Source organism: Acinetobacter sp. YH12106 (genome assembly GCF_013418995.1).
GTDB lineage: Bacteria > Pseudomonadota > Gammaproteobacteria > Pseudomonadales > Moraxellaceae > Acinetobacter > Acinetobacter pseudolwoffii.
In genome coordinates, this window is sequence record NZ_VPAV01000005.1 from 46,708 (window position 1) to 61,554 (window position 14,847).

Consider the following 14,847-nt stretch of genomic DNA (forward strand, 5'->3'; position numbering starts at 1 on the left):
TTTGCTTGTGGACTTTAGCTATTTAACGAGGATTGGCTTGTACTTCTGCAATCAGATGATCCACCACTTGCGGTTCAGCCAATGTCGAGGTATCGCCCAGGCTATCCAGCTCATTGGCTGCAATCTTTCTCAAGATCCGGCGCATGATTTTCCCTGAACGGGTTTTGGGCAAAGCGGGTGCCCAGTACAGTGCATCGGGTGTCGCCACTGGCCCCAAAATCTTGCGCACCCAGCTCACCAGTTCAGCACGCAATTCATCTGAACTGGTCACGTCGGCCTGTAAGGTGACAAAGGCACAAATTCCCTGCCCTTTAATGTCATGCGGCATACCCACCACAGCAGCCTCAGCCACTGCTTCATGGGCCACCAACGCACTTTCAACTTCAGCTGTGCCTAAACGGTGTCCGGACACATTCAGCACATCATCGACCCGGCCAGTAATCCAGTAATAACCGTCTTTATCGCGACGCGCGCCATCTCCGGTAAAATAAGTACCCGGATAAGTCGAGAAATAGGCTTCGATAAAACGTTCCGGATCACCCCAGATGGTTCGCATCTGGCCCGGCCAGGAATCTTTAATCACCAGATTGCCTTCAGCTTCGCCTTCCAGCTCCTTACCATCCGCATCGACAATCGCAGGTTGTACCCCAAAGAAAGGCCGTGTTGCAGAACCCGGTTTCAAATCAGTCGCGCCTGGCAATGGCGTAATCATAAAACCGCCGGTTTCCGTCTGCCACCAGGTATCAATGACGGGACAGCGACTTTCACCGACCACGGTGTAATACCAGTTCCAGGCTTCAGGATTGATCGGCTCACCCACCGAACCTAAAATTCTCAGGCTGCTGCGGTCACTTTCCCGCACAAAGGCATCGCCTTCACGCATCATGGCGCGGATGGCTGTCGGTGCGGTATAGAGAATGGTGACGTTATGCTTATCGACAATGTGTCCGGTACGCGCCCAGCTCGGATACTGCGGAACACCCTCGAACATAAGAGTCGTGGTGCCATTCGACAATGGGCCATACAGCACATAGGAATGTCCGGTAATCCAGCCGACATCTGCGGTACACCAAAAGATATCATCCTGTTTGATGTCAAACACTTCGCGGAAACTGCAATTCACATAAGTCAGATAGCCGCCCGTGGTATGCATCACGCCCTTGGGCTTGCCGGTCGAACCTGAGGTATACAGGATAAATAGCGGATCTTCGGCATTCATCGGTTCCGGTGGGCAAATGTCATTCACCGACATGATTTCCATGTGATACCACAGGTCGCGCCCCTCTTGCATTTCAATCGGGTTGCCGGTGCGATGCACCACTATTACATTTTGAATGGAGTCTGTACCAGCCAGTTTCAGAGCTTCATCAACATTGGCTTTTAGCGGAATCGGTTTCCCGCCACGCATACCGGAATCGGCCGTAATCACCATTTTGGCCTGACAGTCTTCAATCCGGCTGGCCAGAGAATCAGGTGAAAATCCACCAAATACCACGCAATGCACCGCCCCGATGCGTGCGCAGGCCAGCATGGCAATCGCGGCTTCAGAGACCATGGGCATGTACAGCATCACCCGGTCGCCTTTAGCAATGCCATTTTTTTTCAGCACATTGGCGAAACGGCAGGTTTCGTCATGCAACTCGGCAAAAGAAATAATCTTGTGCCGTGAAGGATGATCCCCTTCCCAGATAATGGCCGGCTTATAGGGATGTTCTTTCAGATGACGGTCCAGACAGTTGGCGCTGACATTGAGCTGACCATCAGCAAACCATTCAATTTTAAAATTGTCGGGATCGAAACTGGTATTTTTGACTTGGGTAAAAGGCTTGATCCAGTCCAGACGTTGTGCCTGTTCTGTCCAGAATGCTTCTGGCTGCTCGATGGAATGTTGATAACGTTCGAAATACTGGTCTTCAAGCGTACGTGCTGTTTTTTTAAAATCTTCGGGTACTGGATAGATCTCTTGCATATTTCACTTCCTTGATTTTGTTCTATCTCATCACGAGAGGTTAATGCTGTGTTGTTGATTGTTTTTTATGCATAATGGCAGTATGGCCTGCTTATTTCGAATCCGGCAATCATGCTTTCGTCGTAGATTATTTATTCAAATTCAAACAAAATAAAGCACAACTTACAGTACAGAATATTCTGCATAACTGTGTATGATCTGTAGCAATGCCCTTTAAAAAATAGAATTTAGCTCTCGCTCTTATTTCATTTTGTTCAGTTCAGGATCATATTTATGAAATCGCCAGAATCTCCCTATTTCACCCCTCCCGCTTTAGTGGCAACGGATCATCCCTTGTCGATAAAAGGCCGTTTCGGGCGTCTGAGTTTTATTGCGTGGTCAGCATTTCTACATTTCATCTTCCTGTTTAGCAGTATTGCGCTGGGCTTAAGTATTGATATTGTGAATATTGCAGTCCATTCAATGGATTCTAACTGGCTGCTTTCACTACAAGGCTTGGCCGGTATCGGCGTGCTGATCATGATTCTGGCCTATGCCTATTTCGCTTTAGTGGTGACCGTTCGCCGTTTGCATGACATGAACCGCAGTGGCTGGTGGGCGCTGCTGCTGTTGCTGCCCTTGGTGAACATTTTTGTATGGCTTTATATCGTTTTTGGTTCGGGAGATCGCGGCATAAATGACTACGGTCCTGCGCGGATGACCCTGCTCTGGGAAAAGATGCTGGCCTGGCTGATGATTGTCCTGATACTACTGAGCCTATTTGGGTCGCTGGCTTTATTGGGTTATATGAGCGGTGGAGAACAGCCACATATCCCGCCTGAGATCATGCAAAAAACCACACAATATTTTTAACAGCCGTCTGCTTATTTTTAGGAAATATCCATTCCTGGCGGATAGCGCTTCTTAATTTTTTGCTCAACATCAGGCAAAATAGGCAAAATTTAAATGCGGGAAATTTCGTGGCAGAAAAAGAAAACACTTTGAATCAGGTCACTGAAGGCACGACTGAGCTGTTGCACGAGGCAACTGAAAAAACAGCACAGACCGTAATTGAACATACCGCCAAGTATAATGATGCTTATAGTGCCATTGACAAGATCATAGAAGGCTTTTGGGAGCGTGTGCCCTATTTCTGTATTGCGCTGGTGGTCATTGTCATCTTCTGGCTATTGTCAAAACTGTTTAAGTTTTTTGTGCGCAAAACTTTAGAGAACCGCTCTTATACCCGCCAGAATCTGGTATTGGTCCTGAACCGTGTCGGCAGTACCTTTATTATTTTCTTTGGTGTTTTGATTGGACTGGTCATTGCCGTGCCTGGCTTTACCCCGGGTCAGCTCATGAGTGCCCTCGGGATTGGTTCAGTCGCCATTGGTTTTGCCTTCAAGGATATTTTCCAGAACCTGCTTTCTGGTGTGCTGATTTTACTCGGTGAACCATTCAAGATTGGCGATGATATTATCGTCAATGGCATGGAAGGTACAGTCGAAGATATCCAGATTCGTGCGACCTTTTTGCGTTCACCGGATGGCCGCCGTATCGTGATTCCCAATGCCACGGTCTATACCAGTGCCGTGACGGTAAACACGGCCTATACCCGCCGTCGCTGTGAGTTTGTAGTGGGCATTGGCTATGAAGATGATATCCAGAAAGCCAAAGACCTGATTACCGCCATTTTAGATAAAGACCCGACCATCCTCAGTCAGCCGGGCTTTAGTGTCAATGTCACGGCGCTGGCTGATTTTTCCATTACCTTAAAAGCGCTCTGGTGGGTCGATACCACTGAGACAGGCACAGGAACCTCGATCAGTGCGGTGCAGGAACGCGTGATTCAGGCGTTTGCCGAACATCATATTTCAATTCCTTATCCGGTACAGGAAGTCAAAGTCTATCGCGGCGAAGGCAATGAAGATGCCTCAGCTCGTGCTAAACAGACGACCTAGGACGTAGGGAATCACGGTTTCAGTGCGGAGAATACGGTTGCCCAGACTCACAGCCTGACAGCCGTTTTTAACCAGTAAATCTACTTCATACGGAATGAATCCGCCTTCCGGGCCGATGATCATCGTACAAGGATGCGGAATCGCAAAAGGCATGGATTGTTCGGCATAAGGATGTGCCACATAAGCGGGTCGGTCAGCCGTAATCAAGTCCGGCAAAACATCTTCAACAAAAGGTTTAAAACGTTTATACAGCTCGATTTTCGGAGCTATTGTATCCCCGGCCTGTTCCAGTCCCAGCTCAATATAATGATTTAACTGCTGTAAAAATGGGGTTTGCCAGTAGCTTTTATCGACGCGGTAGCTATGCAGTAAAATGATTTTTTCCACGCCCAAAGTGACACTGTCCATGATCAGACGGCGCAGCACTTTCGGCCGTGGCAAGGCCACGATTAAAGTTACGGGTAATTTTTTTGGAACAGCATCCTCTTGAAGCGGTTTTAGTCGCACTGCCTTTTCAGAAATCTCGACAATCTCGGTGAGATAGCGCTGACCTTCCAGCACCCCTACTTTTAAGGTATCTCCAACTTGAATCTGCACATGCTGTTGTAAATGTTCCAGTTGACGTTTCGCTGAAATCGTCCAGAGATCCGATTGTGTTTGTCGATGGTCAAGCAGGACAATATTCATAGAAGATTTTATACCGAAGAACTGTTGAATGACCTCTATCCGCTAGAGGGTGGCGACATGGATGTCGCGCGTATCCCTGAGGGATAAGGACATCCCTTCAGTGATACAAAAGATTTTTGCTACTTTTCATCTTTGAAAAGTAGGCTAGATAAGCCAGCTTAGAAATATTGAAAAAACTTCAATCCACACAGCCTAACGACGGCATCCTTGCCGTCTTGGTAAATCCAATATCTGTTACTTATCAATATCAATTAAAGATACTGATCAATCACCTGAATATGCTTGGCAAGCGATCCCGTATTTAACTGCATAATTCTCTGCGCTGCTGTATTTAAACGTTGTGCCTTGATTTGATCTTGCAAAAGTTCCAGCAATACCTCTGCCGCCTGCTGCGCATCCTGCACAACTTCTACTGCATCTGCTTGAACGAATTCATCGACAATGGTCTGAAAATTAAAATAGTTTTTGCCTAAAACAGTCGGTACATTCAAAGCAATCGGCTCCAGAATATTATGCCCGCCACCCGGCTCATTCAGTGAGCCACCGACATAACAGGCCTGACTCAAAGCATACCAGAGCCACATTTCCCCCATCGAATCCGCCAGATAAACCTGGGTATCTGCTTCAATGTTCTGGGCCAAACTACGGCGCTGAGTTATTAAATTTAAACTCTGTGCAGCCTGAAACACCTCATCAAAACGTTCCGGATGACGGGGTACGACGATACATAAAAGTTTTGGGTTGCTATCTAAAGCCGATTTTAAAGCGCTTAGAATTTCTTTTTCTTCAGGCGCATGGGTACTGGCCAGTATCATAATTTTGCGACCTGCCAGTTGCCATTCTTGCTTCAAGTTTGCAGCATGTTCTACAAAACTTTGTGGTGCAGTAATATCAAATTTGATATTGCCCAAAACCTGGGTTTTTTCGGCGGTGATCCCCAACTCGATATAACGCTGCTGGGTGGCAGTATCTTGTGCCAAAAGCTGACTTAACTGCTGTAGCATGCTCCGGGTCAGACCTTTAACCCTGGCATAGCCCTTGGCCGACTTTTCCGAAAGACGCGCATTTAACAAAATCGTGGCTACATCAAACTCTGGTGCCTGATCCAGCAGATTCGGCCAAAGCTCGGTTTCCATCAGCAATAACAGTTTTGGCTGATACTGCTGATAAAAATCACGGATCAGTACTTTCTGATCAGCAGGTAAATAGACCGCTTGAAATAAATCCAGATAAGGTGCTTTTAAAAAAAGTGATTTGGCCCGTGCCTGACCGGTTTTGGTGGTATTGGTGACCAGCACCGGATGACCCGATTTTAAATAATGTTCGATGAGAGGCTGGGCAGCATTGGTCTCACCGACCGAGACCACATGAAACCAGATGGCATGCAGATTTTTGGGCGGCTGAAATGGGCCGAAACGTTCTGTCAGTTCTTGTTGTAATTGTTCAGGATCGGTCGCACGTTTACGAATACGCGATTGATATAAGGGTTTAATCAGAGCTAACGCTGCGTTATACCAAAATGGAGTAGCCAAATGCGCCTCGAAACAGATTCAATCGACAAAATATAACAGAGCCACATCGACATGTTAATCGATGTGGCTCATTTTTAGATTATTCTACAGTAGTTAAAGCGTCTGCTTCAGCCAATGTCGGATAATCAATATAGCCTTCTGCGACATTGGTTCCGATCATATTTTCCAGCTTTAGTTCATTTAGCGGTGCATCTTCGAGTAGGCGCTCGTATAAATCCGGATTGGCAATATAAGCCTTACCAAAAGCTACCGCATCTGCTTTGCCTGAAGCCAGCAATTCAATCGCATCGTCACGACTTAAACGCATATTGGCCATATACGGCACGCCGTTTGAACGCTGTTTCATATACTCCGAGATACTGTCTTCCGCCAGATATTCACGGGTAAAGAAGAACGCGATCTGGCGCTTGCCCAACTGTTCCATCACATAACCAAAGGTTTCACGTGGATCATTGTCGCCCATATCGTGTTCATCGCCACGCGGTGCCAAATGAATTCCGACACGGCCTGCACCCCAGACATCAATCAGTGCATCCATGACTTCCAGCAGGAAACGGGCACGGTTTTCGACTGAACCACCGTATTCATCTTCACGCTGGTTGGTCTTGGTTTGCAGGAACTGGTCAATCAGATAACCATTGGCGGCATGCAGTTCAACTCCATCAAAACCGGCAGCTTTGGCGCAAATTGCCGCCTGTTTATATTGTTCGGTAATCGCATGAATTTCAGAAATTTCCAGCGCGCGCGGCAACACATAAGGACGTTTTGGACGCAATAAACTGACATGACCGGCCTGTTGTACACTGCTCGCCGATACTGGCGTTTCACCATTTAACAGTTCTGGATCAGACACACGACCCACATGCCACAGCTGCGCCACAATCAGGCCACCTTGGTCATGTACCGCTTGAGTCACCTGCTGCCAGCCTGCTACCTGCGCATCAGTAAAGAGACCAGGAGTATTACGGTAACCATTGGCTTCTTCAGAAATCACCGTGGCTTCAGAAATGATTAAACCGGCACTTGCACGTTGTGTATAATATTCGGCCATCATTGGCGTTGGTACGCGGTCGTCAGTTGCACGACTACGCGTAAGCGGCGCCATGATGACACGGTTTTTAAGTTCTAACGCGCCAAGCGTTAAAGGAGAATTTAATTCAGCCATCGGTACTCCCACCTGTTGGATTAAAGGTGTTGTTGCATATAGTCGATATATTGCTGAATCAAAGCTTCATTACGCGAGAAATAAGACCATTGTCCGTGCTTGGTCGCGGTGATTAAACCGGCCTGCTGCAAGACAGACAAATGATTGGACATGGTGGACTGAGAGACTTGTCCTAACTTTTCAATCTGCCCTGCACAGACCCCGCGTTGAAAGCCGCCACACTCTTCCACAGACAGATATTGTTCTGGCGATTTCAACCATTCCAGAATCTGCCGACGTATCGGATTGGCTAAGGCTTTAAAAATTAGATCAAGATCCATAGGTACATCACAATCTGTGGCGTAACAAAACTTGTTTCAGCATCTAAACCGATTATATCGTATTTTATCGATTTATATATCGATAAATTTAGATATAAGAGTCACAGTCTGTACTAACTTGGTTACGCCAGCTATTTAAACGATTTCTTACAAGCCCTGTTTCAAGCTTGCTTCGATAAATTTATCCAGATCGCCATCCAGAACCGCGCCGGTATTGGAACTTTCGACACTGGTACGTAAGTCTTTAATACGTGAATCATCCAGAACGTATGAACGAATCTGGCTTCCCCAGCCGATATCAGACTTGGTATCTTCCAGCGCTTTTGCAGCATCATTACGAATTTGCATTTCACGTTCATAAAGTTTGGCGCGTAACTGCTTCCAAGCATGGTCGCGGTTGGCATGCTGTGAACGCTGGTTCTGACAGGCCACTACAATCCCGGTCGGTGCATGCGTTAAACGAACCGCAGAATCCGTTTTGTTAATATGCTGACCACCGGCACCCGATGCACGATAGGTATCGGTACGCACATCTGCCGGATTAATTTCGATCTCAATATTGTCATCGACTTCAGGCGAAACAAACACAGCCGAGAATGAGGTATGACGACGGTTGCCCGAGTCAAATGGCGATTTACGCACTAAACGATGTACGCCTGACTCGGTACGTAACCAGCCATAGGCATATTCACCGTCTACACGAATCGTCGCTGATTTAAGCCCTGCGACATCGCCGTCCGATTCTTCCATGATTTCTGCTTTAAAGCCATGGCGTTCAATCCAGCGCAGGTACATCCGCATGAGCATCGATGCCCAGTCCTGCGCTTCAGTACCACCCGAACCGGCCTGAATTTCTAAATAACAAGGATTAGGATCCATCGGATTGTTGAACATACGACGGAATTCAAGTTTAGCCAGTTCTTCTTCAGCTGTAGTCAGTTCAGCCTGTACATCTTCCAGTAAGCCTTCATCATCCGCTTCCACTGCCAGATCAAGCAAGGCCTGCGCATCTTCAAGCTGTGTGGTCAAACCATCCAGCACATTTAATACGTTCTCAAGTTCGCCTTTTTCTTTGGCCATGGCCTGGGCACGACTTTGGTCATTCCAGATGGTGGGATCTTCTAATTCACGCAGGACTTCTTCTAAACGCTCTTTTTTCAGATCGTAGTCAAAGATACCCCCGTAGTGTTTGACCACGTTCGTTTAAGTCTTTTAATTGGTTTAGATACGGATTAATTTCCACGTGAATTACTCTCAATCAAAATTAGGCACAAATTATTTAGCCCCATATTATAGCACAGTCTATTTCTGCTATTTCAGTGTGATGGATCCAGTCCAAAGCTCGAATGTCATCCCAATTTAGAGTTATGTTTTCGTCAGGAAATTTTTGACAATTGAATCGGTTATTAAATGTCATTTTGATCTGAAGCTTGATCGGATTTCGCATCTCGCATTCATTATCAAAATATAGTTTTTCATTTAATTTTATCGTCTAAAAATATCTACCAAATTGAATAAAAAATCAGCAAATTCAATACATTCCACAATATCTACACAGTTTTAATAAAACACTACATTATAAATTTAATTTTATTATTCAGTTACTTATTTAGAAAAGATTACATAAGATTACGCTATTCACATTGCTGTAACTTTCCTTTGATTGACGATCTTTGAAATTGCTCTAGACTGAAAGTTGTAACAAAAAGTGTAATGTTTTTAACTAAAGATTTGAGGGGTAGTAACCATGAAAAAATTAGCGATTGCTTCGGCACTACTTTCAGCAATAGCAATGACAGGTACAGCAGCACATGCTTACCAGGCAGAAATTGGTGCATCAGCAGGCGTATTTGATCCTGATAACGGTGGAACCAGTGGCTCTTTCGGTGTTGATGGTACATATTACTTCAATCCAGTTCAAACACGTAATGCACCATTAGCAGAGGCAGCTTTCCTTGATCGTGCCAGTAACGTAAATGCTCACTATCAATATAATGAGATTGGTGACAGTGAAGCGCATCGTTATGGTGTAGGAGCAGAGTACTTCGTTCCAAATTCTGACTTCTACTTAAGCGGTAATGTGAATGGTCATGATCTGCAAGACAACAATAATGTTGATAATGACTTAACGACTTACGGTGTAGAAGTTGGTTATTTACCAGCTCCAGGTCTATTGATTGCGGCGGGTGTAAAAGGTTGGGATAACGACAATGATGATGGTGTAGATCCAACACTTCGCGCCAAATACGTGACTACACTTAGTAATGGTAAAGATATCAACCTAGAAGCAGGTGCAGCTTTTGGTGATCTAGATGAATACAATCTGGCAGCAGATTATTTCATTGACAAAACCTTCAGTGTCGGTGCTGATTATCACAACAATGATATTACGGATCGCAGCGAATTCGGTATCAATGCACGTAAGTTCATTAACCAGCAAGTGAGCCTGGAAGGCCGTGTCGGCTTTGGTGAACAGTTCAACAATGACTATAATACTTTTGGTGTAGCAGCGAAATACCGCTTCTAATCTAAAACCACAGATTAGTCATTTATAAAAAACCCATCCTCGGATGGGTTTTTTTATTGCACTCTTAACCAGCATTTAGGTATTTTTTGCACATTGACTGAACGAATATAAACTGTACAATTTGTTACAACTGTTAATAATACAGTCATATTTTTATAACAAAGAGAGAAAATCTAAATGTTTAAGAAACTTGCTCTTGCTACAGCACTTCTTGCTGGCCTAGGAACTGCACATGCTTACCAAGCTGAAATCGGGGCTTCTCTTGATCTTATTGATCGTGACCAAGGTGGTTCAGATGTAGGTTTTGCGATTGATGGGACTTATTATTTCAATCCAGTTCAAGTGAAAAACTCTCCTTTGAATGAAGCAGCTTTTTTGAATCGCGCTAGTAATGTCAATGGTGCTTTAAGCTATAAGGATGATTCTGACACCTTTGGTATTGGTGCAGGTATTGAGTACTTTGTTCCAAATTCAGATTTTTACTTAAGTGGTAGTATTGCTCATTTTGACAATGATTTTGGTGATGAAACCAATTATAGCGCTGAAGTGGGTTATTTACCGGTTCCAGGCTTATTAGTCGCGCTTGGTCTTGTTGGTATCTCTCAAGATGATGCAGATGATGAAATTGACCCAACTTTACGTGCTAAATATGTGACTCAAGTCGGCCAATACGACATGAATTTTGAAGGTGGTGCAAGCTTCGGTGATATCGATGCATATAATTTAGGTGCAGACCTATACCTCGACAAAACTTTCAGTGTTGGCTTAGGATTCTCTGACTCAGATCTAGAAGGTAAGGATGTTTTTACTATTCGTGCCAAGAAATTCTTTAACCAACAAGTTAGCTTAGAAGGCTCAATTGATTTTGGTGACAATACTGATATCTTCGGTGTACGTGGTGCATACCGCTTCTAATCGCTCCGATTAAAAGCAAAAAACCGCTCACTTGAGCGGTTTTTTATGGTCTATTGTTCTAAATGTATAATTCGCATCTGCAAGCTGACATTACCATTAAAGACATTTTTATCCAGCTCATAGACCAAACGCGTATCTTTCATCGGATCAAATTCATATTTATCGGCTGCATTGAAGGCGATCGCATCAATCACCTGCCCATTTTCCAAAGCCACGCGTAATTTAAGATGTACATCTTTGAGCCAACGATAGTCCATAATCTTGAAGATCCCTTCAAAAATAGGTGGAGGGAATTTTTGCCCCCACGGACTTAAATGTTGCAGGATATCGACTGTTTCGATCTGGAAAGCCGAAGCGGATAGCTCCCCATCCGTCCATAAAGTCGCAGTGAATAAATCCGCGTCCATCGTAGCAATCAGTGCTTCAAAGACCTGCTTAAATTCAGCAAAATTTTCTTTTTTCAGGGTTAAACCCGCTGCTGCTGCATGCCCGCCAAAATGACTGACTAAATGTGGATATTGCTCCGCCACCTGTTCAATCGCATCACGGATATGAATCCCGTCAATCGAACGCGCTGAACCCTTGATATGTATTCCATCTTCATCTGCCGCAAAGACAATACTCGGACGATGAAATTGCTCTTTTAAACGCCCCGCCACAATACCAATGACACCTTGATGCCAATGCTGTTCAAACATGATTAATGCAGCCGGCAATTCAGTTTCGTCCAGCTGGATTTTCTCAAGTTCGTTTAAAGCGTCCTGCTTGATTTTAGCTTCGACCTGACGGCGTTCAACATTCAGTTGATTCAACTGTTCGGCCAGTGGATAGGCGTTTGCCAGATCCGGCGCCAATAGACACTCGATCCCGATGTCCATGGTTTCCATCCGTCCGGCTGCATTAATTCGCGGCCCTAAGACAAAACCGAGATCTTGCGCTTTTAGACCTGCCGGATCACGTTTTGCAATATCCAGTAGCGCACTGATCCCTGCGCGGCACTGCCCTTGCTGAATCCGTTTCAGGCCCGCATCGACTAGAATCCGGTTGTTATAGTCCAGACTGGCGACATCGGCATAAGTACCGAGTGCCACCAGATCAAGATAATGAATAATTTGAGTGGTCGATTTTCCAAGTTTTTTGCGATGGGTCGACAGATTGGCCAGCACATAAAACGCCACCCCGACCCCGGCCAAGGCTTTGCTGGGGAAATCACAACCCAGCTGATTCGGATTGACCACCGCTTCGGCTTCAGGTGTCGGCTTGGTGGTCAGGTGATGATCGGTAATAATCACCTGCATACCATGATCTTGCGCCTGTTTCACTCCTGCATGGCTGGAAATACCATTGTCCACGGTAATCAGCAGATCAGGTGTGAAATTGACGAAAGCCAGATCGGCAATGGCAGCAGTCAGACCATAGCCATATTTAAAACGGTCTGGTACCAGATACTCGACATTCGCCCCCATATCACGTAGAGTCAGCACCATGAGTGCAGTACTGGTTGCACCATCGGCATCGTAATCGCCGACAATCACGATTTTCTGCCCACGATCAATTGCCTGATCGATCAACTGAATCGCATCTGTCAGGCCTTTCATGGTCGGTGCCAGCAGATGCTTTAGTTTAAGCTCAAGTTCCTGCCCGGACTCCACCCCACGACGGGCCAGAATTTCAGCCACAAATGCTGGAACACCCTGAAAATTTTCAGGACGGGTCAGAAAGGGGCGCTGTTTGATGTCAAGTTTTGGCATGATTTTTGGCATAATCAAGGCATCAAGCGTTGCAATTGCCATGCACCGTCAATTTTCTCATAGCTTAAACGATCATGCAGACGGTTCGGACGACCCTGCCAGAATTCATAATAATCGGGTTCGAGACGATAACCGCCCCAAAACTCCGGTTTATCCAGCTGTTGCTGATTCGCCACCTGATTATGCAAATCCCAGAAACGCTGTTGCAGCTCTTCACGGCTGGCAATTACCCCACTTTGCGGGGTGCTGATATGCGCAGCAATCTGGCTGTCACGTGGGCGTTTATGATAGTAATCAGTCGACTCCTGTTCAGAAATCTTAATGACTTTACCACTCACCCGAATCTGACGTTCCTGATCCTGCCAATAGAACAATAATTCAGCATACGGATTTTCGGCCAGATCCAAACCTTTTTGGCTGTCATAATTGGTATAGAAGTCATAGCCGGCTTCAGTCGCCCCGCGCAGTAATACGGTACGCACATGCGGACGACCTTGAGCATCCGCCGTTGCCAATGACATGGCATAGGGTTCATGCAGCTTCGCTTCTAGTGCATGGTTAAACCATTGCAAGAACTGCATATGCGGATTCGGGTTGACCTGCTGTTCTTGCAGCTCGCCTTTCTGATAATTCAGGCGTAGCTCACTCAGATCTTTGATCAGATCACTCATTCTTTCTTCCTCTAAGCGGCATTGGCACGTACAGCATCAGCTAATGAATTTGCCAGTGCAGTCACTTCACTTAAATCTTCGCCTTCCACCATGACACGAATCACCGGTTCAGTGCCTGATTTACGAATCAACAAGCGGCCACGCCCTTTAAGCTGCTGTTCGGCTTTTTCAAATTCAGCGGCCAAGGCCGGTACTGAATAAGGATCAAACATGGCATCTAAACGCACATTGACCAGGACATTTGGCAACAGTTGAAAATCAGCCACCAGCTCATGCAGGGCTTTCTTCTGTTCAACCATGACTGTCAGCACTTGCAAGGCGGCAATAATCGCATCGCCGGTGGTGCTCTTGTCCAAGGTCAGAATATGCCCAGAAGGCTCGCCACCAATCGTCCAGCCGTTTTCTTCCAGACCTTGCAACACATAACGGTCGCCGACTTTGGCACGTAATAATGGCACTTGAGCTTTTTCCAGTGCCAGTTCCAGTGCCATATTGCTCATTAAGGTACCGACGATACCTGCCGGCTTTTTCGAGCTTTGCGTGGCAAGAATATACAGAATATGGTCGCCATCAATCAGCTTTCCAGACTGATCCACCAGAACTACACGGTCGGCATCGCCATCAAAAGCAACACCTAAGTCGGCCTGATGCTGGATCACGGCTTGTTGCAAGCTTTCAGGATGAGTCGAACCACAGTCTTTATTGATATTTAACCCGGTCGGTTCATTATGAATGGCAATCACACGTGCGCCCAGCTCACGGAACACAGCAGGCCCGACGTTATAGGCGGCACCATTGGCACAATCCACCACAATGGTGAGTTCATTCAAGTCCAGATGATAGGGGAAAGTCGATTTACAGAATTCAATATAGCGACCATTGGCATCTTTGACCCGGATACTTTTACCCAGGCTCGCGGTATCTTCAATGATAAAATCTTGTTCGAGTTCCTGATTGATTTCTTCTTGCAAGGCATCCGGTAATTTCTTGCCTTCCGCCGAGAAAAACTTAATACCGTTATCGAAATACGGATTATGCGAAGCAGAAATTACAATTCCCAGGCTGGCATGCAAGGCGCGGGTCAAATGGGCAATCGCCGGTGTTGGTAATGGGCCTAAAAGATGAACATAGACGCCAGCCGCATTTAAACCTGCCTGCAAGGCGGCTTCCAGAATATAGCCAGACAAACGGGTATCTTTACCCAAAACCACCAAGGGCTTGGCTTTTTTACTATGACGCTTTAAAACCTTACCGGCTGCAAACCCCAATTTCAGGGCAAACTCAGGGGTAATCGGCAATTCGCCAAACTTTCCACGAATACCATCCGTACCAAAATAACTCATCTTTATCTCACTTCTTAGCGGATGATT

13 protein-coding genes are annotated in these 14,847 nt (G+C 45.9%); 4 read left to right on the top strand and 9 right to left on the bottom strand.

Features of this window, described 5'->3' with window-relative positions; genetic code table 11:
* Positions 1-22: 22 nt before the first annotated feature.
* Positions 23-1,969 (bottom strand): acetate--CoA ligase, encoded by a 1,947-nt coding sequence (gene acs, locus FTU45_RS06265; RefSeq protein WP_074383876.1) that lies wholly within the window; start codon positions 1,967-1,969, stop codon positions 23-25.
* Between the two features lie 273 nt (positions 1,970-2,242).
* Between acs and FTU45_RS06270 the strand changes: the two genes are divergently transcribed.
* Both FTU45_RS06270 and FTU45_RS06275 read left to right on the top strand, forming a co-directional pair.
* Positions 2,243-2,821 carry a DUF805 domain-containing protein gene (locus FTU45_RS06270; RefSeq protein WP_005173205.1) on the top strand — a complete coding sequence of 193 codons (579 nt, stop codon included), beginning with the start codon at positions 2,243-2,245 and terminating at the stop codon, positions 2,819-2,821.
* A 107-nt stretch (positions 2,822-2,928) separates the two neighbouring features.
* The gene (locus FTU45_RS06275) at positions 2,929-3,909 is read left to right on the top strand and encodes a mechanosensitive ion channel domain-containing protein (RefSeq protein ID WP_180076143.1); all 981 of its coding nucleotides are present in this window, start codon (positions 2,929-2,931) and stop codon (positions 3,907-3,909) included.
* Here the strand turns inward: FTU45_RS06275 and FTU45_RS06280 are convergent.
* From FTU45_RS06280 to prfB, 5 genes are all read right to left on the bottom strand, one after another.
* On the bottom strand, positions 3,883-4,596 hold the full coding sequence (locus FTU45_RS06280; protein WP_180076144.1) for a 16S rRNA (uracil(1498)-N(3))-methyltransferase: 714 nt from the start codon (positions 4,594-4,596) through the stop codon (positions 3,883-3,885). The genes FTU45_RS06275 and FTU45_RS06280 overlap by 27 nt on opposite strands.
* Before the next feature lie 251 nt (positions 4,597-4,847).
* Positions 4,848-6,128, bottom strand: a complete 1,281-nt coding sequence (locus FTU45_RS06285; protein WP_180050220.1) for a 3-deoxy-D-manno-octulosonic acid transferase — start codon at positions 6,126-6,128, stop codon at positions 4,848-4,850.
* A gap of 79 nt (positions 6,129-6,207) precedes the next feature.
* The gene (locus FTU45_RS06290) at positions 6,208-7,293 is read right to left on the bottom strand and encodes an alkene reductase (RefSeq protein ID WP_180076145.1); all 1,086 of its coding nucleotides are present in this window, start codon (positions 7,291-7,293) and stop codon (positions 6,208-6,210) included.
* A 20-nt stretch (positions 7,294-7,313) separates the two neighbouring features.
* Positions 7,314-7,613 carry a helix-turn-helix transcriptional regulator gene (locus FTU45_RS06295; RefSeq protein ID WP_005173210.1) on the bottom strand — a complete coding sequence of 100 codons (300 nt, stop codon included), beginning with the start codon at positions 7,611-7,613 and terminating at the stop codon, positions 7,314-7,316.
* Between the two features lie 147 nt (positions 7,614-7,760).
* A protein-coding gene (gene prfB / locus FTU45_RS06300) for a peptide chain release factor 2 (RefSeq protein ID WP_100329506.1) occupies positions 7,761-8,856 on the bottom strand; the annotation gives its coding sequence in 2 pieces (ribosomal slippage) (positions 7,761-8,783 and positions 8,785-8,856; 1,095 coding nt in all).
* A 504-nt stretch (positions 8,857-9,360) separates the two neighbouring features.
* Here prfB and FTU45_RS06305 point away from each other — a divergent pair.
* Together FTU45_RS06305 and FTU45_RS06310 are read left to right on the top strand one after the other, a co-directional pair.
* On the top strand, positions 9,361-10,140 hold the full coding sequence (locus FTU45_RS06305) for a putative porin (RefSeq protein ID WP_180076146.1): 780 nt from the start codon (positions 9,361-9,363) through the stop codon (positions 10,138-10,140).
* A 177-nt stretch (positions 10,141-10,317) separates the two neighbouring features.
* The gene (locus FTU45_RS06310) at positions 10,318-11,055 is read left to right on the top strand and encodes a putative porin (protein ID WP_180076147.1); all 738 of its coding nucleotides are present in this window, start codon (positions 10,318-10,320) and stop codon (positions 11,053-11,055) included.
* A 50-nt stretch (positions 11,056-11,105) separates the two neighbouring features.
* Here the strand turns inward: FTU45_RS06310 and recJ are convergent, their stop codons facing one another.
* The 3 genes from recJ to glmM are packed head-to-tail and all read right to left on the bottom strand — an operon-like array spanning position 11,106 to position 14,820.
* Positions 11,106-12,806, bottom strand: a complete 1,701-nt coding sequence (recJ, locus tag FTU45_RS06315) for a single-stranded-DNA-specific exonuclease RecJ (protein ID WP_180076178.1) — start codon at positions 12,804-12,806, stop codon at positions 11,106-11,108.
* Positions 12,807-12,820: 14 nt separating this feature from the next.
* Complete coding sequence (gene pdxH / locus FTU45_RS06320; RefSeq protein WP_005173224.1) at positions 12,821-13,477, bottom strand: pyridoxamine 5'-phosphate oxidase; 657 nt, start codon at positions 13,475-13,477, stop codon at positions 12,821-12,823.
* 11 nt (positions 13,478-13,488) lie between these two features.
* Positions 13,489-14,820: a phosphoglucosamine mutase gene (glmM, locus tag FTU45_RS06325; protein ID WP_074383868.1), complete on the bottom strand. Its 1,332-nt coding sequence runs from the start codon at positions 14,818-14,820 to the stop codon at positions 13,489-13,491.
* Between the last annotated feature and the right edge of the window lie 27 nt (positions 14,821-14,847).